Origin of the sequence: Bradyrhizobium sp. SZCCT0148, from assembly GCF_018129985.1 — a bacterium.
Lineage (GTDB): Bacteria > Pseudomonadota > Alphaproteobacteria > Rhizobiales > Xanthobacteraceae > Bradyrhizobium > Bradyrhizobium japonicum_H.
The window spans coordinates 23658-43529 of sequence record NZ_JAFCKT010000005.1 but is presented as its reverse complement, the minus strand read 5'-3'; the positions used below and the strand labels follow the sequence as shown (position 1 = coordinate 43529).

At 64.6% G+C, this 19872-nt stretch carries 17 protein-coding genes; 6 read left to right on the top strand and 11 right to left on the bottom strand.

The features are described from left to right. Positions 1-165: 165 nt before the first annotated feature. The gene (locus tag JQ580_RS17170; RefSeq protein ID WP_212281246.1) at positions 166-1737 is read right to left on the bottom strand and encodes a porin; all 1572 of its coding nucleotides are present in this window, start codon (positions 1735-1737) and stop codon (positions 166-168) included. A gap of 514 nt (positions 1738-2251) precedes the next feature. Between JQ580_RS17170 and JQ580_RS17165 the strand changes: the two genes are divergently transcribed. Next, positions 2252-2731, top strand: a complete 480-nt coding sequence (locus JQ580_RS17165) for a MarR family winged helix-turn-helix transcriptional regulator (RefSeq protein ID WP_212281245.1) — start codon at positions 2252-2254, stop codon at positions 2729-2731. An 85-nt stretch (positions 2732-2816) separates the two neighbouring features. Here the strand turns inward: JQ580_RS17165 and JQ580_RS17160 are convergent, their stop codons facing one another. Continuing rightward, complete coding sequence (locus JQ580_RS17160) at positions 2817-3668, bottom strand: alpha/beta hydrolase family protein (protein ID WP_249134245.1); 852 nt, start codon at positions 3666-3668, stop codon at positions 2817-2819. Positions 3669-4734: 1066 nt separating this feature from the next. On the opposite strand from JQ580_RS17160, the gene JQ580_RS17155 reads away from it, so the two are divergent. Further along, complete coding sequence (locus JQ580_RS17155; protein ID WP_212281243.1) at positions 4735-5799, top strand: ketopantoate reductase family protein; 1065 nt, start codon at positions 4735-4737, stop codon at positions 5797-5799. Positions 5800-5826: 27 nt separating this feature from the next. Here JQ580_RS17155 and JQ580_RS17150 read toward each other — a convergent pair whose 3' ends face one another. After that, the gene (locus JQ580_RS17150) at positions 5827-6411 is read right to left on the bottom strand and encodes a LysE family translocator (protein ID WP_212281242.1); all 585 of its coding nucleotides are present in this window, start codon (positions 6409-6411) and stop codon (positions 5827-5829) included. 259 nt (positions 6412-6670) lie between these two features. Between JQ580_RS17150 and JQ580_RS17145 the strand changes: the two genes are divergently transcribed. Both JQ580_RS17145 and JQ580_RS17140 read left to right on the top strand, forming a co-directional pair. Then, positions 6671-7489 carry a YkgJ family cysteine cluster protein gene (locus JQ580_RS17145; RefSeq protein WP_212281241.1) on the top strand — a complete coding sequence of 273 codons (819 nt, stop codon included), beginning with the start codon at positions 6671-6673 and terminating at the stop codon, positions 7487-7489. A 103-nt stretch (positions 7490-7592) separates the two neighbouring features. Next, the gene (locus JQ580_RS17140) at positions 7593-9104 is read left to right on the top strand and encodes a helicase HerA domain-containing protein (protein WP_212281240.1); all 1512 of its coding nucleotides are present in this window, start codon (positions 7593-7595) and stop codon (positions 9102-9104) included. 119 nt (positions 9105-9223) lie between these two features. On the opposite strand, the gene JQ580_RS17135 is transcribed toward JQ580_RS17140, so the two are convergent. The 8 genes from JQ580_RS17135 to JQ580_RS17100 all read right to left on the bottom strand — a co-directional run bounded on the left by JQ580_RS17135 (position 9224) and on the right by JQ580_RS17100 (position 17115). Continuing rightward, the gene (locus JQ580_RS17135) at positions 9224-9964 is read right to left on the bottom strand and encodes an ABC transporter ATP-binding protein (RefSeq protein WP_212281239.1); all 741 of its coding nucleotides are present in this window, start codon (positions 9962-9964) and stop codon (positions 9224-9226) included. After that, positions 9961-10809, bottom strand: coding sequence for an ABC transporter ATP-binding protein (locus tag JQ580_RS17130; protein ID WP_212281238.1), 849 nt, complete (start codon positions 10807-10809; stop codon positions 9961-9963). The genes JQ580_RS17135 and JQ580_RS17130 overlap by 4 nt, the downstream gene beginning before the upstream one ends. Beyond that, positions 10809-12632 (bottom strand): ABC transporter permease, encoded by a 1824-nt coding sequence (locus tag JQ580_RS17125; protein ID WP_212281237.1) that lies wholly within the window; start codon positions 12630-12632, stop codon positions 10809-10811. Before JQ580_RS17125 ends, JQ580_RS17130 begins: the two co-directional genes overlap by 1 nt. A gap of 53 nt (positions 12633-12685) precedes the next feature. Continuing rightward, on the bottom strand, positions 12686-13843 hold the full coding sequence (locus JQ580_RS17120; RefSeq protein WP_212281236.1) for an ABC transporter substrate-binding protein: 1158 nt from the start codon (positions 13841-13843) through the stop codon (positions 12686-12688). Positions 13844-13915: 72 nt separating this feature from the next. Continuing rightward, positions 13916-14494 (bottom strand): alkylhydroperoxidase domain protein, encoded by a 579-nt coding sequence (locus JQ580_RS17115; protein ID WP_212281235.1) that lies wholly within the window; start codon positions 14492-14494, stop codon positions 13916-13918. After that, positions 14491-15108 (bottom strand): CMD domain protein, encoded by a 618-nt coding sequence (locus JQ580_RS17110; RefSeq protein ID WP_249134263.1) that lies wholly within the window; start codon positions 15106-15108, stop codon positions 14491-14493. The genes JQ580_RS17115 and JQ580_RS17110 overlap by 4 nt, the downstream gene beginning before the upstream one ends. 38 nt (positions 15109-15146) lie before the next feature. Continuing rightward, a complete protein-coding gene (locus JQ580_RS17105; protein WP_212281233.1) occupies positions 15147-16181 on the bottom strand; it encodes a putative FMN-dependent luciferase-like monooxygenase in 1035 nt (344 codons plus the stop codon). 139 nt (positions 16182-16320) lie between these two features. Further along, entirely contained in the window at positions 16321-17115 is a 795-nt protein-coding gene (locus JQ580_RS17100) for a MetQ/NlpA family ABC transporter substrate-binding protein (protein ID WP_212281232.1), read from the bottom strand. Positions 17116-17324: 209 nt separating this feature from the next. Between JQ580_RS17100 and JQ580_RS17095 the strand changes: the two genes are divergently transcribed. Both JQ580_RS17095 and JQ580_RS17090 read left to right on the top strand, forming a co-directional pair. Next, positions 17325-17711 carry a hypothetical protein gene (locus tag JQ580_RS17095; RefSeq protein ID WP_212281231.1) on the top strand — a complete coding sequence of 129 codons (387 nt, stop codon included), beginning with the start codon at positions 17325-17327 and terminating at the stop codon, positions 17709-17711. A gap of 330 nt (positions 17712-18041) precedes the next feature. Next, on the top strand, positions 18042-19832 hold the full coding sequence (locus JQ580_RS17090; protein WP_212281230.1) for a peptide ABC transporter substrate-binding protein: 1791 nt from the start codon (positions 18042-18044) through the stop codon (positions 19830-19832). Positions 19833-19872: the final 40 nt, after the last annotated feature.

Below are 19872 nucleotides of genomic sequence, written 5' to 3'. Positions count from 1 at the left end.
CCAGCGACATGCCGGGCAAGCGGCCGCGGATGCGCCGCCGGCAACCGCCTCGTGCCAGCCCGTCGCGCGATCCGGCTACGGGGCCATCAGGCATCACGCGAATGCGTGCACAAAAAAACACCCGGCGGTTTCCCGCCGGGTGTTCGTTAGATGGTACGAAAGATCTTACCAGTTGCGCTGGGCGCGGAGCAGCAGGGTGACGCTGTCCTGATCCTTCAGCTCGTACAGGGCGGCCGGCTTGGCCGTCGTGCCGGCACCAGCGTAGCCAACCGTGCCCGAGTACTTCTGGTCGAGACGGGTCCAGTTCAGGTCGCCCGAGAACGTCAGGTTCTTGACGGGAGTCCAACGGGTGATGATACCGACCTGGCCCACGGCGAAGTCAGGGTTACAACCCGTGACGCCGGCGAGACCGCCGAACACGCCGCCCGCACCGCCAGCGCCGCAGAGAGCGGTCTTGGCCGTCGAGCCGTACTGCGCCTGAGCGTAGGCACCGTACAGCGCGGTGTTCCAGTAGGGATCCCAGTTGTGGGTGTAAGCACCACGGAAGCCCCAGGTCTTGACGGTTTCCTGCTGGCCGCCCGTGACGAACACGGTGTCCGGAGCATAGGCGAAGCCGACGCTCTGATAGGCAACGCCCGAGCTGCCGAACATCGAGTAGCTGCTGCCCGCCAGGTTCTGGAAGTTGTAGCGGGTCGCACCATCGGTGTAGACGCCCTGGATGTTGATCACGTCACCCGCACCAGTCGGGATGTTCTTGATCGACAGAGCGAGCTGAACAGCCCAGCCCCACTTGTCGTCGGGGTGGCCGGTGGCTTCGGTGGCGCCGTAGTAGGCAACGTGGTTGTCGTGAGCGGCAACCGACGCCTGGAACATGCCCCAGGCCTGGTCGACACGGACCATACCGACGAGGTTCGGCGAACGCGAACCGCCGATGGCGTTGGTGCCGTACGAACCACCGATCATGCTGCCCGCGGTCGCGCCGGTCAGGTTGACGTTGCCAGCCTGGTAATAGGCCGTCGCGTCTTCCGCCGAGAACGACGCCGTTACGCCCTGACCGAAGTCAGCGGTGTAGGTGAACTGGTTGACACCAGTGACCGTGCCGGAACCGCCGACGAGGCTGTCGATGTTGTTGCCGGGATAGTTGGTCCAGGGCGCGTCGAACTGCGACACGGCCTTACCCATGGTGAAGCCGGCGAACTGGATGAAGGCGTAGTACACGCCGAGCGAACCGCCCGAGGTGTTGCCGTCGGTGCCGTTGATCGACGAACCAACGAGCGCCGGGGTGGCGCCGGAGGTGTTGAGGCCGAGGTTGCCGGTGTAGACCGTGCCGCCGGTGCCGGAGCCGGAGCCCTGATAGCCACCGGTGGTCCAGGTGAACACGCCGTCGAAGAAGGTACGGACGACGCCGTATTCGGTCGCGGTGCGCGTGTCGATGTTGAGATCTTCACGAGCGCGCATCGAGTAGGTGTTGCTGAGGCGGTTGTGCGCACCGGCCGGCGAGCCGTTCGAGATGCCGTACAGGCTGTTGGTGTTGAACGCGACTTCAGCGCGCAGATAACCACCGAGCTTGATGCAGGTGTCGGTGCCCGGGATGTAGTAGAAGCCCGCGCCGTAGAGCGAGCAGATCTTCACGTATTCGACGGCCTTGGCCTTCACGGGAAGGTCGGCTGCGAACGCTCCGGAGGCGGCCATCAGGCCGGCAGCCGAGCCGAGCAAAAGCGTCTTCGTCAACTTCATTAGGTAAACCTCCAGGTCGATTCAGGGGGTTCGGCTTCCTCGGCGGACACCGCGTCACCCTCACAATTTCCGTTCAATTCAGGTCCGCCCCGAAGGACCGGACTGAAACGACAGTGAGGTGCCCCCCCTCCGTCGTGCCTCACGTATAGTTTATAAAAACAACGGCCTCAATTTATTGATTTAATGAATCGTAACTTCGGCCGCAGATGTTGCTCGAGTGCAACAGCGGCTATTGGCGAGCTGACTAAGTAATTGCTGGAAAACGAAAAAGCCCTCAGGGGGCATCCCGAGGGCTTTCTTGGAGGTCTCACATCGCTGTCCATCGACAGGGTCAAGAGCAGCAAAGATTGAGTGAGAGGAGACGTAATTTAATTAATTGCTTTTTGCAAGTACCAAACCAACAAACCGTTTCGGCCGTGTTGGTTGCCCGCCACCATTGTCTATGCGCGATTTACGAGACGATTCCCCAATATCCCATTAAAAGAATGAACCAAGGGAAACGGGGGGCAGCCACATGATCGAGAAAAAACTCGACAGGGCGATTACGGACTTCATCTGGAACGTCGTCGAAATTCACTCGCAGCTGGAGGACATCCATACCTGCTGGGCCGGACTGCTGGGCATTACCGAGCCGCAGTGGCTGATTCTGATGGCGATCACCGAACTGGACGACGGGCGCGGCGTCGCCGGCATCGACATCGCGAACAAATTGCGTGTCCACCCGGCCTTCGTCACCAACCAGACCAAGAGCCTCGAAAAGGGCGGCTTCCTATCGCGGCGGCCGGCAGCGGACGATGCCCGCTTCGTCCTGATGTCGCTGACGGCGAAGGCGACGACGGAAATCGAAAAACTCTCCAAGAGAAAGCTGGCCTTGAATTCGACCATCTTCAACGAGCTTGACGAGAAGACCCTGGTTGAACTGAATGCCGCGCTCGCAACCATCGCCAAGAACGCCCGGTTGGCGGCACGATTGCTGGCCATCGACGTATCGTGATCCGTCGATGCCCTGCGTATGACAGTCTGGTCGCCTGAACGCGGCCTCGCCCTTCGGGACAACCGCCTCATGGGCTGCTTCTGGGCTAGAGATAGGTCACCGGATCAAGCTGACGGGCCGATCCGAGCTTGCTGTCGAGCCACTCGAACACGAAATCGTCGACAGCGATGAAATTCTCGACCTCGCCGAGGGGATGCCGGACGTTGTTCGGCACGACGACCGAGCAGTCGGCTCCGGTCTGTCGATAGCCGGCTTGCAGATCGAGGGCGTCCTGCTCCCAGATCATGGAGCGGCTCCCCACGACCATCAGCAGCGGGCACGGCAGTCGACGCGACGGCGGCAGCGAACCCGTCAAGGCCTCGTCAGGGTCCGCCTGCCCGACGCCGGTCATCCAACGAAGCGACGCTCGGCGCATCACCGGCGTCAGAAGGCCGCCGTCGCACACGGCAGCCGCGATCCTGCGATCGGAGAGGGCCAGGCGGGACGCATGACAGGCGCCCTCCCCTTCGCCATAGATTGCGATCCGCCGCGCATCGACATCGGGGCGAGCCTCCAGATAATCCAGCCAGTACTGAAGCCTGTGCTCCGGCTTGAAGGAACGATGAACGGTCGAATTGCCGGCATCGACGAGCAGGAGCGACATGGTCCCGCAGAGCGAGGCCGGCAGGAGCCTGCTCATCATCGAGCCCAGGGTGATGTCCTCGTCACTGAGGCAGATGACCGTCGGCGCGGAAGCCCCGCGATGGAGCGCCGGCAGGAAGAAACCGGCCAGCGCACCTTGATCGAAGCAATCGATCTTGACGCGCTCGATCGCCAGGCCGGCCTCCGCCTCGAAACCTCTCAGGCTGATGCAGACCTCGTCTGCGAGGCCTGCACTTTCGACGTCTCCCGGACAAGACAAGCTTCTGACGACTTCGAGTGCGGTCAGCGAACACAACCACGCTTCCCGCGCAACCCAGGCGGAACGGTTTTGGTGCGCGGATTCAGCCAACGTCCGGTAGTCGTCCGCAACCCTCAACCAGTCCGAAATCCACAAATGCCGGTGCGTTTCACGCGCAAGCTCCGCGACGGACAGGCCTTCGAAAAATTGAGACGCACGATCCCGCAAGCGCGCCAGGCTTTGTCCGGCGCCGTCGCACGAGCCGTGCCAATGATCACCTTCCATGGCAGCCCCCACGCAACGTCGTCGACGATTGCCCGGACTTGGGCCCGGACCGGCTTGGCTTTGCGCTCGGCGCATCGCCCTGTGCGTCTGTTCGATGCGATCGCCGCCCCTGATCGCGTCCGTCGCACTTGCGTCTGCTGATGCTACCCGCCGCGTCGACGTCTTTCGCCGCCATTCCAGACCAGCCCGCCTGACCCCCAGGTCCGGGCCGGCTCAACCCAATCGTCACGTCCCAGCTCCATCGCTGAACACAGTTGCTTGCCGCGCACGCCGCCACTCCAGCGATGCGCGCCTCGTCGTTTCTTGTTGTGGTGGGCGAACCGATGATGACCTTTGCTTCGCCGACGTAAACTACAAGCCTGCGTATATCGGCATTGTGAAAGCACGATATGGTGAGGGCGGCGGCGGATCGCTGCTTCATCAATGTCGCCTCGCAATATGACAGTTGGATAACAGCGAACCAACCAGCGCGGCGACTGTCGGGGCGCGACGTGACGCCATGCGCTCGCACCCCACGCCGAGCCCGCACCAGCGAGACATTCGACAAATCGAATTGAGTAGGTTGTGTCGCGTCGCGCGAGCCAATGAGAGCGACATGGTACCGGCACGACGAAGACGACCGGGCGGCCAATGAGCGCCGAACGGCCCGGCGCTCGCGAGCCCGCGGATGGACTGCAGAATAGTGCTTTCGCACGACCCGGGCCGCCAAGATCGCGGCGCTGCCTTGTATGCATTATCCCAGTTGCCATCCCCGCGGACTTCGCTTTAGATGCCGGCAACTCGCCCGCGGATGACGATCGGGGCTCAGAAATCACAGACATTGTCAAAGGGACGGAAAATGGCGCGCAACATATTGATTCTCGGGGCTTCTTACGGCTCGCTGCTGGGCACTAAGCTGCTGATGGCCGGGCACAACGTGACCCTGGTTTGCCGTGCCAAGACTGCCGAACTAATCAACCGCGAAGGTACCGAGGTGCGCATTAAATTGCGTGACGAGGCGGTGCACCGGGCGATCTTCTCGCGCAGCCTGTCCGGCAAACTCGATGCCGTGACCCCCGCCAATGTCGACCTCTCCCGCTACGATCTGGTCGGGCTTGCGATGCAGGAGCCGCAATATACCAACCACACGGTACGCATGCTGATGGTAAAGATCGCCGCGGCGAAGCTGCCGTGCCTGTCGATCATGAACATGCCGCCGCTGCCCTATCTGAAGCGCATCCCGGCGCTCGCCGGCATGGATCTGGAGGAGGCCTACACCAACGCCCAGGTGTGGGAGCGCTTCGAGCCGGGACTGGTGACGCTGTGCTCGCCCGACCCGCAGGCCTTCCGTCCGCCGGAAGAGGCCGCGAACGTGCTGCACGTCGGCTTGCCCACCAACTTCAAGGCGTCGGTGTTCGCCGACGACAAGCACAACAAGGTGCTACGCGAATTGGAGGCCGACATCGACGCGGTGACGCTCGACGGCCACGACGTGCCGGTGAAGCTGAAAGTGTTCGATTCCCTGTTCGTGCCGCTGGCGAAATGGTCGATGCTGCTGACCGGCAACTACCGCTGCATCACGCCGCACGAGCCGCAGTCGATCCGCGACGCCGTGCACGGCGACCTCAAGCGCTCGCAGACGATCTACGACCATGTCGACAGCATTGCCCGCAAGCTCGGCGCCGATCCGCAGGACCAGGTACCGTTTGCGAAATACGCCAAGGCCGCCGAGAGCCTGCTCAAGCCTTCTTCGGCGGCGCGCGCGGTCGCGAGCGGCGCGCCCTTCATCGAGCGCGTCGACCTCTTGGTGAAGTTGATCTCGCATCAGCTCGGTGTCCCCAATGCCGAGATCGACCGTACCGTCGAGACCGTCGATCTCAAGCTGAACGAGAAAATCGTGCAGGGCGGATCCGGCGCGCAGTAAGCGCGCCGCGTCCGGTGACGTCGTCGCTCACGCGCTCAGGAATGATTGAAGCCAGATCAGGCCGGTCACGGCGACGAGCGTAACCGCGCCCGTGCGCGCGATGAGGTCGGGATGCCCGAGCCGGCGGGCACCGCGCCCGAGCGTTGCGCCCAGAGTGATCCACGCGGCGCCAGCCGTGACGATCTGAATCGCGATCGCGCCCAACCACGACAACAGTTCGATCGGACCGGCCTCAAGCGGCAGGAGCAGGAACGCGAAGACGAGCGCTTTCGGGTTCAACAGGGTTGTGAGCAGCACCTGGCCGAACGTCACCGCTGTACCGTCGCGCAGCTCGCGCGCGTTGACTCGCCAGAGCATGACGGCAAGGCACAGGACGTAGATGGTCACCGCCACCCGGAGCACGGCGGCCGCCAGCGGGATATCCATGACGATGGGCCCGAGCGCCAGCCGCAACAGCATGATCGCCAGCAGATAGCCGGCGAGCTCCGCCACAAGCAGGCGAAGCGAGCGCGCGATGCCGATCCCCGCACCCGATGTCGCGAGCAGGGTGTTGGTGGGCCCGGGCACGGCCAGCAGGAAATAGGTCGCCGTGAAGAAGGTCAGGAAGCTCATGCGGCTGAGCTAGCAGGCCCCTGGCCGGGTCGGTTTGATCTTCATCATCGAATCCGGTCCTTTAAATCTCGTGATCGGTGCGAATCCCGCAGATCCCGTGGTCGATTTGCGAAAAATTTGCATCCGTGCGAGGTCTGGCTTTACGTAACGAAAGTTGCCGAACTGCCTCGAGCAGCTATTTTCGGATGCCGGTTCCGGGCAGCAGGTTCCAGTCTGCCCGCGCCAGCCGGATGACGGGCGAAAGAACAAGTCAGCGAAGATGGATCAGTTGACGTTGCAGGTCGCTCGCGCGGTGGAGGCCGGCGCGACAACCATGAAGGGCGTCATCGACGCGACCGGATTGTCCCGGCTCAAGGTCGAGCGCGCGTTGAACACGCTGGAGAAGCAGAAGCTGCTGGCGCGCGACGGCCAGGGCTTTCGTGCCATCGGCCTGCCGAAAGCGGCGCCGCTGGCCCGGCAATGCGGATCGTGCAACGCCTGCTGCGATATTTTGGAAGTCGCCGCCGTCGAGAAGCCGGTGAACCAGCTCTGCAAACACTGGCAGACGGGCACCGGCTGCACCATCTACGACCGCCGCCCGCAAATGTGCCGCTCCTTCGTCTGCGCCTGGCTACAGGGGCATCTCGACGACGACTGGTTCCCGGCTAAGTCGGGGATCATCGTGCATTTCAGCCAGGATGCCGTGAACGTCACGGTCGACGACCATTGCCCCGATCGCTGGCGCGAGGAGCCCTATTTCAGCAAGCTCGCCGAATGGTCGCTGAATGGCATCAGGCGGATCGGAAACCGGGGCTATGCGACCCTCGTCGTTTCCGGCGCCGACCGCTTCCTGCTGCTCGGGCGCACGGTCGTTTCCGAACCGACGCTGTTCGGCACGGCGTTCGTGCCGCTGACGGCAGACACGTTCCGGTTCTGGCGGGCGACATCGCCGGAGCATTTGCAGCGATTGCACGAGCGTATCGCCGAGATGGAGCGGATCCGGCAGGAATTCGGCTCCTGCGTCATCCCGGAGAACGAGGACGACGATCCGCAAGCCCCCTATCGTCCCGCACTTCTACGGCTATCGAATCACGCCTGAACGTCGCCGTGGGCAACGCGGCCTGATCAACGCCGTGCCGCTCGACGCGCCGCGATGGGATTGATAAGCCCCTGTCCGCGAATGACGGGGACTTGAGTCGGGCATGACGGTTGCGATCGAGATGGGGCAGACCACGGCGGGCGCCCCGGCCGCCATGGACCTCGAGGAACTCCTGGCGACCCGCCTCCTCGTGCAGGGCAATTCGGGCTCCGGCAAATCGCATCTGCTGCGGCGGCTCCTGGAGCAGAGCGCGCCCTGGGTGCAGCAGGCGATCATCGACCCCGAAGGCGATTTCGTCACGCTGGCCGAGCGCTTCGGTCATCTGGTGATAGAGGCCGAGGATCACACCGAGCGCGGCCTTCAAGTCGCCGGCGAACGCGCGCGGCTGCATCGCGTCTCCACCGTGCTCAATCTCGAAGGGCTCGACGCCGAGAACCAGATGCGTCGTGCCGCCGCGTTTCTCGGCGGGATGTTCGAGGTCGATCGCGACCATTGGTATCCGATGCTGGTGGTCGTCGACGAAGCGCAATTGTTCGCGCCCGCGATTGCCGGCGAAGTCTCGGACGAAGCGCGCAAGCTGTCGCTCAGCGCCATGACCAATCTGATGTGCCGCGGCCGCAAGCGCGGCCTGGCCGGCATCATCGCCACCCAGCGGCTGGCGAAGCTCGCCAAGAACGTCGCGGCGGAAGCCTCCAACTTCCTGATGGGCCGCACCTTCCTAGACATCGACATGGCGCGCGCCGCCGATCTGCTCGGCATGGAGCGGCGGCAGGCCGAATCCTTCCGCGATCTCGAGCGCGGCCAGTTCATGGCACTGGGACCTGCGCTGTCGCGCCGTCCGCTGCGTTTGCACATCGGCCCGACCGATACGTCCCCGCGCAATTCCACGCCGCGGCTGATGCCGCTGCCTGAAGCGGCCTCGGAAGATATGCGCGCCATGATCCTGGCCGCGCCTCCGCCCGATGCCAGCCGGCCGCAACGCCGGCCCGCGCCGGATCTGCTCGAGCAGCTCCGTGCCGCGAAGGCCGCCGCGCCGGTGGTCCAGCCGGAAGTGGAAGAGGTGCCGGTGAGCGCCGAGGAGCTCGCCGAGCGGCGCGAACGAGTCGATCGCACCCTTCGTGCCGTGCTTGCCGCACCCGACGCCGGCTTTCGCGCCGTCGGCGTGCTCTATCAGGAGTTCGTGGTCCGTTGCCGCATCGAGGGATTGGGCTCGGCCGTCCCTGACCTCACCGAATTCCGCCGCATGCTGACGCGCGCGCGCGCCGGGCTCGGCGCCGAACATGCCGAAGACGACGCCTGGCAGGACGTGTCGCTTCGCGCATCCATCCTGCCGGACGATATGCAGGGCGTGTTCATGATGATCGCGCGCGCGGCCAAGGAAGGCTGGCCCTGCCCCGGCGACACCGCGATCGCGCGCGCCTATGGCTCGCATTCGCTGCGCCGGGCGCAGCGACTGCTCGGCTACATGGAAGAGCAGGGCCTGATCGTGGTCCAGCTCGACGGCGGCGGACGCCGGATCGTGACGCTGGTCGAGCTGGCCTGGGCCACCGCGCCTGGCGATCCCAATGGTGATGATCAGCCAGCGGAGCCGGTCGCGAGCGCGGCTTCGGCTTGAGACGAGATCGAAGTCGTCATGCCCGGGCTTGTCCCGGGCATCCACGCTCTTCGTGCCGGGAACAAGACGTGGATGGCCGGGTCAGGCCGGCCATGACGTCGAGAGCTCAGCGCAATTCGTCAGGCGGCCTCGGCGCCGCCGAGATAGGCGTCACGGATTCGGGGATCGTCCTTCAACGTGCGTGCCGAGCCTGACAGCACGATCTTGCCGGTCTGCAGCACATAGGCTTCATGCGCGATCTCGAGCGCCAAGCTGGCGTTCTGCTCGACCATGAACACGGAGACGCCCTCCTGGTTGATGGTGCGGATCAGCTCGAGCACGCGGTCGACATAGAGCGGCGACAGGCCCATGGTCGGCTCGTCCATCACGATCATCCTGGGACGGCTCATCAGCGCCCGCGCCATCGCGACCATCTGCTGCTCGCCGCCCGACAACGAGCCCGCGCGCTGCGATAGCCGCTGGCCGAGCTTCGGGAACAGCGTCAGCATCTTGTCGAGATCCTGTGCGATCGCCTGGCGGTCGTTGCGCACGAACGCGCCCATCAGGATGTTCTCGCGCACGCTCATGTCCGCGAACAGCCGCCGCGCCTCCGGCACCGAGGCGATGCCGTGGCGGACGATCTGCGGCGTGGTCAGTCCGATGAGCGAGGCGCCGTCGAACGTGACATCGCCGGATCGCGGTTTCACCAGACCCAGAATGATCTTCATCGTCGTCGACTTGCCGCTGGCATTGCCGCCGAGCAGGCAGACGATGTGACCGCGTGCGACCGTGATAGACAGGTCGAAGTGCACCTGGGCCTGGCCGTAGAAGGTGTTGACCTCCGACAGCGCCAGCAGCGGTTCCGGTGTGCTCGCCGTCATGCCGCGCTCTCCTGCTCCGACGCCCCTGACAGCCCATGGCCGAGATAGGCCTCGATCACCTTGGGATCGGTGCGCACCGCTTCGCCCGGCCCTTCGGCGATCTTCCTGCCTTCGTCCATGACAATGACGCGATCGGACAGGCGCATCACCATCTCCAGCTTGTGCTCGATCAGAAGGATGGTGAGGCCTTCGGCCTTGAGCTCGGTGACGAGGCCCTGCATCTCCGCGGTCTCGGTCGGGTTCATGCCGGCGGTCGGCTCGTCGAGCAACAGCAGGCGCGGCTGCAGGGCCAGCGCGCGTGCGATCTCGACGCGGCGGCGGTTGGCGTAGGACAGACTGTAAGCGGGCTGGTCGATCCGCGGCAGCAACCGCTCGCCGAAGCGGGCGAGAATCGCTTTCACCTCTTCGCGCAGCCGCTCCTCTTCGTTCCTGACGCTGGAAGGACGCAGCAGCGCGAGCCCGAGCTCCAACAGCGGACCGATCACCGGGACGGCCGGCTTTACCGCACGCAAGCGCGTGTGCGCCCCGATCAGGACGTTGTCCATGACACTGAGATTGCCGAAGACGCGGCCGAGCTGGAAGGTGCGCGCGATGCCCTGGCCCGCAAGCCGCTCCGGCGAGAAGCCCGTGACGTCCTGGCCTGCGAAGCTCACGTGGCCCGCGTCGGGCCGGTCGAGCCCGGTGACGAGATTGAACAGCGTCGTCTTGCCGGCGCCATTGGGGCCGATGATGCTGACAAGCTCGCCCTTGGCGAGATCGAGGTCGATGGCGTCGACGGCGGTGAGGCCACCGAAGCGGCGCGTCAGCCCGCGCAGGGACAGCATGGAGTTGAGCTGCTCCGCCATCAGATCGTCCCCAACAGGCCCTGCGGTCGGAACCGCACCAGCAGCAGGAGCACGATGCCATAGATCAGGATGCGGTACTCCGCCGCGATCCGGAACACTTCAGGCAGGCCGACCAGCGCCACCGCGCCCAACATCGCGCCGACAACGTTGCCGAGCCCGCCGAGGATGACGACAGTCAGCGCCAGGATCGATTGCTGCGTGTTGAAGGTTTCGTGGTTGATGTAGGAATAGAGATGGGCGGCGATGCCGCCGCTGACGCCGGCCGCGAACCCGCCGAAGATGAAGGCGAGCGATTTGTAGCGGTTCAGGCTGAGGCCATAGGCACGCGCGGCGATGTCGTCGTCGCGGATGGCGCGGAAGCTCCGGCCGAGATGCGAGGTCAGCAGCCGCCCCTGCAGCAACGCCAGCACGACCATCACGGCGAGGCTGAACCAGTAGATCGAGGTCGGGCTGATCAGATCGGTGCCGAACAGTGACAGCGGCGGGATGCCGGAAATGCCAATCGGGCCGCGCGTGACGCTTTCCCAGTTCAGGATCACCAGCGACACGATCTCGCCGATGGCGAGCGTCGCGATCGACACGTAATGCCCGCGCAGCCGGAACGACGGCGAGATCAGCAACGTGCCGAGCGCAGCACTCATCAGGCCGCCGCCGATGATGGCGAGGCCGACCGGCACGTTGAGAGTGAGCGACAGCAGCGCGGAGGTGTAGGCGCCGATGGCGAGCAGTGCGGCGTGCCCGAGCGAGACCTGGCCGATCGTGCCCGCCACCAGCGTCAGGCTGAGCGCGAGCATGCCCAGCAGCCAGGCATTGATCAGGGTTTGCAGCACGTAGAACGACACCGGAAATAGCGGCAGGATCGCAAAGATCACGGCTGCGGCCAGCAGCGCCCAGCGCGGAATGCGGACCGGGCGGCTCGGCGCGATGAAGGTGCCGGTGAGTGGCTCCGGTGGCGCCTGCCGCGCGCTCGCGAACAGACCGTTCGGCCTGAGCACGAGCACGACGACGAGCAGCAGGAACGCGAACAGATTGCGATAACTGGTGCCGAACACGGCGACGCCGTAGCTCTCCACCAATCCGAGCAACAGGCTGCCGATCACGGCGCCCGGCACATTGCCGGCGCCGCCGACCACTTCGGCGACAACGCCCTTCAGCGTCGCCTGCAGGCTCATCGCGGTGTCGATCTGGTTGTAGTACATGCCGACCAGCATGCCGGAGACGCCGCCGAGCGCAGCGGCAATGCCGAACACGGCCTGATTGACGCGATTGACGTCGACGCCCATCTGCATCGCGGCGTCGCGGTCCTGCGCAGTGGCGCGCACCGCCCAGCCAAGCTTGGAGTAGCGCAGGAACACGAACAACAGCAGCGCGCTGGTGAGACCGACGCCGGCTATGAGCAGGTCAAGAGGCCCGATGGTGCCGCCGCCGACCTGGAAGCGGACATCCGGCAATTGGCTCGGCAGCGCGCGCGGATTGGGCGAGAAGGTCAGCATCACCAGCTGATCGAGCACGAAGCTGATACCGATGGTGGCGAGCAGCGGCGCAATGCGCACCGAGTTCTGCAGCGGCCGCAAGCCGAACCGCTCGATGATCAGCCCGACGATGGCGGCCGCCACCGCCACCACGATGATGGTGAGCGGCAGCGGCGTATGCAGCTGCACCACCGCGACCCAGCCGATATAGGCGCCGACCAGATAGATCGAGCCCTGCGCGAAGTTGATCAGCCGGCTGACGCCGAAGATCAGCGCGAGCCCGACCGCAACGAGAGCGTAGACATTGCCGACGATCAGACCGTTGATCGTGTAATCGAGCCAGGAAGACACGCAGCGTTCCTACTGAAGGGAGAACGGGCCGGGGCGGAATGCACCGGCATCAGTCAGGTCGGTTTGCCGTCCCAGAGCGCGAACTGGCCCTTGCGCACGACGAGTTCGGCATTCATGGCGCCCTTGACCCGGCGGGTCGCGACGTCGAACGTCGCCGCGCCGAAGATCACGCTGGGGACATCCTTGACCTTGGTGAAGGCGTCACGGATCGCCTTGCGATCGGTGCCACCAATCTTGACGACGGCGGCGGCCATGTTCATCGCGTCATAGGAATAAGCATTGAAGGCGTCGGGCTCCTGCCCGTTATATTTCTTCTTGAAGCCCGCGATGAACTTCTGCACCTCGGGTCGCGTATCCTCGGGGAAGTAGCGCGTGCCAACGTGAACGTCCTCGACCGCCTCGCCGCCGAGCTCGATGAATTTCGGCGAGTAGACCGAGCTCGCAGCGCAAATCGCCTGCTTCAGGCCGACTTGCCGCGCCTGACGGGCGATCAGTGCGCCGTCGGAATAATAGGAGATCAAGATCAGCCCGTCCGGATTGGCGTCGCGCACGCGCACCAGCGTCGAGCGGAAGTCGCGTTCCTCCGCGATGTAGCCCTCGGTCACCACGATCTCGGCGCCGTATTCCTTGGCCGCGTTGGTGAAATAATCGCGACTGGTGCGGCCCCAATCGGTGTTGAGGTGCAGGACCGCCAGCTTCTTGAGGCCGAGGCGCTTGACGGCGTAGGCGGCCAGCAGCGGCTGCTCGTCGGCCTGGCTGACCGAGGTGCTCCACATGAAGTCGCCGCCCTTGGTGAAATCGGGATGCGAATTGGTGAAGCCGAACTGCACGAGGCCACCGCGCTGGTAGATCGGCGAAGCCGCCATCGAGGCCGGGCTGGAGAAATCGCCGAGCTCCATGACGATGCGGGGATCGGAGACGAACTTCTGGGCGATCGCGACCGACTGGCGCGGATCGCTCTGGCTGTCCTCGAACTGATAGGCGAGCTTGCGGCCGTTGATGCCGCCGGCCGCCATGATTTCGTCGAGCGCGAGATCGAAGCCCTGCTTCCATTGCGTCCCATATTGCGCATTCGGTCCCGTCAGAGGGCCGCTGACGCCGAGCAGGATCGGTTCTGACGATTGGGCGAAGGCGCCGCGCGAGAAGGCCGCGCCCGCCATCATCGCGGCAAGCGAGCCCTTGACCAGATTACGACGATCGATGTTACTCATGCACGGCTCCATCCACTCAGGTGTTGAAACGCCAGTTCAATAAGGCAGCAATTCTCGTGCCGGTGAGATTGCCTATGTCGAGGGCTCGCCGAGCGACAGCATCAGCCGGTTCGCCCAGTTGAAGAACGAGGCGCCGTTGATGACATCGACGATCTCGGCATCGTCGAGACCGGCGCGGCGCAGTTCCTCGATATTGTCAGGACCGAACGCGATTGGGGTTGCGGCCAGTGCGACCGAGGCCTTGACCACGGCATTCCATCGCTCGCCGAGATCGGCCTTGATGCCTGCGTCGAGCAGGCGTTGCACGTCGTCGCGGCGCTTGGAATAGGTGCTGGCGAAGCGCGCATGCACCGAGGCGCAGTAAATGCAGCCGTTGTAACGCGAGGTCGCGGCCGCCGCGAGCTCACGCTCGGCGCGCGGCAGGCCGTCGGCAACGTTGTAAAAGATGTCCTTGTCGGTCTTGGTGCGGGCTTCCAGCACTTCGGGATCGCGCACCAGCAGGCGGAAATATTCCGACTTGGCGCGGGAGCGATCGACCAGGCCGGCGTAGTGCCGCTCGGTCAGCTCGGCCTCGGGCAGCGGATCGATCCAGGAGACCCAATCCAGTTCGTCCTGGGTGAACGCGACTGGCGGATTGACGGCGGAGCTCATGATGCAGCTTCCTTGTGTGCGTTCACGGCGGCGAGCGTGCGCAAGCCGCTGACGACACGCACCTGGAACGCCAGGAACGCGACGAGCTGCGAGAACGTGACGATGCCGGTGGTCGACCAGCCGGCGTCCAGCAGGACATTCATGTCGGCGGCGGCCGCATCGCGCGGACGGAACACCAGCAGATGCGCATGTTCGAGGACTGCTGCGAGCCTCGCACCAAGCGAAGGCTTGCTCGCGGCGCTCACGCGATAGATCAGGCCGGCGGTGTTCTCGACCGACAATGGGCCCGCGGGATACGAGCCATAAGGACCCGAGGTCTTGCCGCGCGCGATCTCGGCGTCGATCAATTCAAGCAGAGCTGCGCCGCCCGCGCTCGCGGCGAGCTTCTCGCGATAGAAGGCGGCAACCGGGGATTCGCCATGGAGCCCGGTCACGAAGGCAGCCACCGCGGCGCGTTCGAGCAGCGAGACATCGCTGGCGTCGATCGGCTCGAACAGGGAGAGATAGCTCTTCTGCGCATTCTCTCGCGCCTGCAGGCGGCGCGCCCGGATGGCGTCCAGGACCGAGCCCGGCTCGATCCCGGCCAGCGTGTCGATGATATCCTGCGTACTCATCATTCAGCCTCGTGCAACGCGATGCTCGTCATGTCCGATCAGCCCGCCAGCGCCACGTCCGGCGCCGTCCGCGTCCAGCCGAGCGCGGGCGCCACCTTCTCCGCGACCAGATCGATCGAGCGCAGGACATGGGGATGCGGGGCATCGACCGAATGCACCTGGAAGACGAGGTCCGTCACCCGCTCCAGCGTCGCATCGGCCCGCAGCGAGGCGATAACGTGGTCGGCATCGCCGACATGGGTGTCGAATGCCGTGATCATCTCGTCCAGCGTCTCGCCTGGTGGAAGATGACCGCCTTTCATGAACTGCGGCAGCGCGCGGCGCAGGCCGATATCGGCAAGTCGCAACGCCTCGCGATGATCGTCGGCGACGAAGACGCTGCGCGAGGCCATGATGCGTGGCTCGGCTCCCTTGGGCAGCGCCGCGAGATAGGCGTCGATCACCGGGTTCTGGATGTCGGCCAACGTCGCCTTCGGTGCCTCCCTGGTTCGCGGCTGGGTGCGCGACAGCAACAGGCCATCGCCGGCCTTGCCCGCCCGCGCGCCGCCGGCGACCGAGAACGTGGCCTGCCAGATCCGCTTGTCCAGTTGCGGCCGCTGCGGATAGATCGTATCGCCGCCTTCGAGCGGCTTGCCGACCAGGGCGGTGCGGACGATCTCCAGATTGCGCGCAAAGATCTCGTTGCGCTGGGCGCTGTCGAGGCCGAAGGCGGCGAAGGCCGAGGGATTGCCGCCGGTGCCGACGCCGAGCTCGAAGCGGCCGTTGCAGATGAGATCGAGCACGGCTGCGTCCTCCGCCACCCGCACCGCGTTCTCCAGCGGCAGCGTAACGATGCCGGTCCCAAGCCTGATGCGCGAGGTTTGGGCTGCGACGTAGCCGAGGAAGGTAAAGGGCGACGGCAGGCCGCCTTCGCGCTCGTGGAAGTGATGCTGGGCGATCCACGCGGTATCGAGCCCCGCCTTTTCGGCGCGGACGATCTGCTCAGCCGCGAAGCGATAGCGCTCGGCGGGCGGGGCCTCGTCCAAAAGCCGCGTGAAAAATCCCAGGCGTTTCAGATTTGCAAAGCGTTTCATGCGACCCCTGTCAGGCGAGGATGGTCAGGCCTTCCGATGATGTCGGTTCCTTCTGCTCCAGACAAGCGGACAATGCGCAAGGCTCGTACGCAAACGCCGCCGCTGAGAAGCGCGGCTGCGCTTCAGCTGGGCAGACTGCCTACCAGCTCGGCAGCACCGCGCCCTTAAACTTGGCGAGGACGAACTCCTTGACTTCCGGCGAGTGGTAGCTGTCGACGAGGATCTTGACCCAGGGCTTGTCCTTGTCGGCGGCGCGCACGGCGATCAGGTTGACATAGGGGCCCCTGGGGGCCTCGCGCAGGATCGGATCCTTGACCGGATCGAGCCCCGCCTGGGTCGCATAATTGGTGTTGATCGCGGCGGCATCGACGTCGTCGAGCGCGCGCGGCGCCTGCGCCGCGTCGACCTCGATGAATTTCAGCTTCTTCGGGTTCTCGGTGATGTCGAGCACCGTCGGCTTGAAGCCGGTCCCGTCCTTCAGCTTGATCACGTCCTTGTCGCGCAGCAGCAGCAGCACGCGGCCGCCATTGGTCGGATCGTTCGGGATCGAGACCTTGCCGCCCGCGGGGATGTCGGCGAAGGCCTTGTGCTTCTTCGAGTAGACGCCGATCGGGAAGTTCACGGTCAGCCCGACGGCCTCGATCTTGTAGCCGCGGTCGGCTTTCTGGTTGTCCAGATAAGGCTGGTTCTGGAACGAATTGGCCTGGATCTCCCCGGCATCGAGCGCAGCGTTGGGCACGACGTAATCGGAAAATTCGAGCAGCTGGATGTCGAGCCCTTGCCTGGCGGCGATCGGCTTCACCGCCTCGAGGATCTGCGCATGCGGGCCCGGCGTCACGCCGATCTTGATGGTTTCGGCTCTGGCGGCTGCCGACCAGGCGGCGAGCGCGGCTGCGAAGATCAGGGGCAGGCGAAACGACATCTTGGTCTCCATGGCACGGCACGAATGATGGGAACCGTATTCGCTGCTCCGTCCGATGAAATCAATGAAATGGAAAACCATATTTGCCGCTCGGCGCGGACGACGCTTCTCTGTTCGACCTCGGATGGGAAACGAACGCGCCTGCGCAAACGTGAGACGCATCACGGAAGGGCTTCGCCCGCCGAGCGAGATTGCCGGCACAACCAGCCCGGAGTTTTATAATGACCACCCTCGCCGCTCCCAACCTCACCGGCCGGAACCGGCTCGAATGCTTTGCGCTCTATGCAATGCTGCAAGGCCTGCCGACCTATTCCGGCGTTGCGCTGCTGATGAGGCTGATCAACGGGTCTGAATTCGCCGGCAAGCCGTTCGAAGCCGCCATCTTCGTTGCGACCGTGACGATCCTCCACGGTCTCATGATGCCATGGCTGGGGCCGAAGTTCCCGCATTTCTTCAGGCAAACTTTCGAGCCGCTGTTCGCCGATCCGACCCTGTCCTTCTCCGAGAAGGTCTCGCGCTGGCTGGCACAGCCGAACACGGCGCTGCAACTGCTGAGCAACGCGCTGCTGCTGTCGGTGCTGGCGATCGGCGTCGCCGGCATCAGGTAGCCGCCGGCTCGCCAAGCTTCGCTCATTGAGTTCATCTGTGGCGACGCCGTGGCGGCCGCAATGAAACTCCGGGCGCCGCAACATCACGAAACTTGATACGCCCGCAACGACCGGGTTAGCGTTCCGGCGCGGCCTTTGAACTTCCCCAAGTTCACTCAAGTTCGCACTGGATCGCCGCCCGGGTCTCTCGGGCGGCGATCCGGATCCTGACGTGTAACAGCTCTCCCATCGTCATTTCGTCGCATGGCCTTGCGGCCACGCCGGCATTGCCGCGTCCTGCATGATGCCACATGATGCGGCGCCGAAGTCTTCGAGGTGGAGGGTGAGCTGATGGACGAGAACGAGATCCGGGGCCTGGTCGCGGAGGTCAAGCAAGGCACGCTGTCGCGGCGTTCGTTCATCCGGAAGGTGGCCGCGTTCGGAATCGCGGCCCCGATCGCCAGCCAGATCCTGGTCTGGCACGATGTGGCGATGGCGGATGCCACGCTCGACTACAAGCCGACCAAGGCCGGCGGCGGCGGCGCGCTGAAGATCCTGCTGTGGCAGGCCCCGACCCTGCTCAATCCGCATTTCGCGCTCGGCACCAAGGACCAGATCGCCTCCCGCATCTTCTTCGAGCCGCTCGCCGGCTGGGACAAGGAGGGCAATCTGGTCCCCTGTCTCGCCGCCGAGGTGCCGACCAAGCAGAACGGCGGGCTTGCCGCGGACGGCATGAGCGTGGTCTGGAAGCTGAAGCGTGGCGTGAACTGGCACGACGGCAAGCCCTTCACCGCCGACGACGTCATCTTCACCTGGCAGTACGCCGCGGACCTCGCCACCGCGGCCTTCACCTCCGGCTCCTACAAGGACCTCAAGGTCGAGAAGATCGACGACCATACGGTCAAGGTGATCTTCAAGGCACCGACGCCGTTCTGGGCCGATCCGTTCGTTGGCGGCCAGGTCGGCCAGATCCTGCCAAAGCATCATTTCGGCGACTATATCGGCGCCAAATCGCGCGAAGCCCCGGGCAATCTCAAGCCGGTCGGCACCGGGCCGTACAGGTTCGTCGAGTTCAAGCCAGGCGACATGATCCGGGCCGAACGCAATCCCGATTACCACGTCAAGAACCAGCCGCATTTCGACACGCTCGAAGTCAAGGGCGGCGGCGATGCGGTGTCCGCGGCGCGGGCCGTGCTGCAGACCGGCGAATACGACTTTGCCTGGAACATGCAGGTGGAGGAGGAGGTGCTCAAGCGCATGGAGGCGAGCGGCAAAGGCAAGCTCGACATCACGCCGTCCGGCAATGTCGAGTTCATCATCCTCAACACCACGGATCCCTGGACCGAGGTCGACGGCGAGCGGTCAAGCGTCAAGACCAAGCATCCGACGCTGTCCGATCCCGCCGTTCGCCGGGCGATCAACCTGCTGATCGACCGCGATTCGATCCAGAAATTCATCTACGGTCGCGGCGGCATCGCCACCGCGAGCTTCGTCAACGCGCCGAAGCAGTTCAAGTCGCCCAAGCTGAAATACGAATTCGACGTCGACAAGGCCAACAAGATCCTCGACGAGGCCGGCTGGACCAAGGGCGCGGACGGCATCCGTGAGAAGGACGGCAAGAAGCTTAAATACGTGTTCCAGACCTCGACCAACGCCCCGCGCCAGAAGACGCAGGCCATCATCAAGCAGGCCTGCCAGAAGGCCGGCATCGAGATCGAGATCAAGGCGGTCACCGCCTCGGTGTTCTTCTCATCGGACGTCGGCAATCCCGATACCTACTCGAAATTCTATGCCGACATGGAGATGTACAACACGACGCAGCCGCAGCCGGATCCGGAGCGCTTGCTGAACCAGTGCGTGTCCTGGGAAATCGCGACCAAGGACAACAAATGGCTGGGTCGCAACAACTCGCGCTATTCCGATCCCGAAGCCGACAAGGCCTACAAGGCCGCGCAGAACGAGCTCGACCCGGTCAAGCGGGCCGCGCTGCTGATGAAGGTCGACGAGATTTTCTGCGAGGCCAACGTGTTCCTGCCGCTGCTCTCGCGCCCCGTCGTCAACGCCGGCGTCAACAATTTGATGGTCGACATGTCGGGCTGGGACACCATCACGTGGAATCTGGCGGCGTGGTATCGCGCCTGAGGGGCGCGGAGGGAGCGCGGCGAGCGCTGGCGTGACATCG

What these genes read in the sequence shown, in the direction of transcription:
- JQ580_RS17170 (WP_212281246.1), bottom strand. Translation starts at nt 1,737, where the DNA reads ATGAAGTTGACGAAGACGCTTTTGCTCGGCTCGGCTGCCGGCCTGATG.
- JQ580_RS17165 (WP_212281245.1), top strand. Translation starts at nt 2,252, where the DNA reads ATGATCGAGAAAAAACTCGACAGGGCGATTACGGACTTCATCTGGAAC.
- JQ580_RS17155 (WP_212281243.1), top strand. Translation starts at nt 4,735, where the DNA reads ATGGCGCGCAACATATTGATTCTCGGGGCTTCTTACGGCTCGCTGCTG.
- JQ580_RS17150 (WP_212281242.1), bottom strand. Translation starts at nt 6,411, where the DNA reads ATGAGCTTCCTGACCTTCTTCACGGCGACCTATTTCCTGCTGGCCGTG.
- JQ580_RS17145 (WP_212281241.1), top strand. Translation starts at nt 6,671, where the DNA reads ATGGATCAGTTGACGTTGCAGGTCGCTCGCGCGGTGGAGGCCGGCGCG.
- JQ580_RS17140 (WP_212281240.1), top strand. Translation starts at nt 7,593, where the DNA reads ATGACGGTTGCGATCGAGATGGGGCAGACCACGGCGGGCGCCCCGGCC.
- JQ580_RS17135 (WP_212281239.1), bottom strand. Translation starts at nt 9,964, where the DNA reads ATGACGGCGAGCACACCGGAACCGCTGCTGGCGCTGTCGGAGGTCAAC.
- JQ580_RS17130 (WP_212281238.1), bottom strand. Translation starts at nt 10,809, where the DNA reads ATGGCGGAGCAGCTCAACTCCATGCTGTCCCTGCGCGGGCTGACGCGC.
- JQ580_RS17120 (WP_212281236.1), bottom strand. Translation starts at nt 13,843, where the DNA reads ATGAGTAACATCGATCGTCGTAATCTGGTCAAGGGCTCGCTTGCCGCG.
- JQ580_RS17115 (WP_212281235.1), bottom strand. Translation starts at nt 14,494, where the DNA reads ATGAGCTCCGCCGTCAATCCGCCAGTCGCGTTCACCCAGGACGAACTG.
- JQ580_RS17110 (WP_249134263.1), bottom strand. Translation starts at nt 15,108, where the DNA reads ATGAGTACGCAGGATATCATCGACACGCTGGCCGGGATCGAGCCGGGC.
- JQ580_RS17105 (WP_212281233.1), bottom strand. Translation starts at nt 16,181, where the DNA reads ATGAAACGCTTTGCAAATCTGAAACGCCTGGGATTTTTCACGCGGCTT.
- JQ580_RS17100 (WP_212281232.1), bottom strand. Translation starts at nt 17,115, where the DNA reads ATGGAGACCAAGATGTCGTTTCGCCTGCCCCTGATCTTCGCAGCCGCG.
- JQ580_RS17095 (WP_212281231.1), top strand. Translation starts at nt 17,325, where the DNA reads ATGACCACCCTCGCCGCTCCCAACCTCACCGGCCGGAACCGGCTCGAA.
- JQ580_RS17090 (WP_212281230.1), top strand. Translation starts at nt 18,042, where the DNA reads ATGGACGAGAACGAGATCCGGGGCCTGGTCGCGGAGGTCAAGCAAGGC.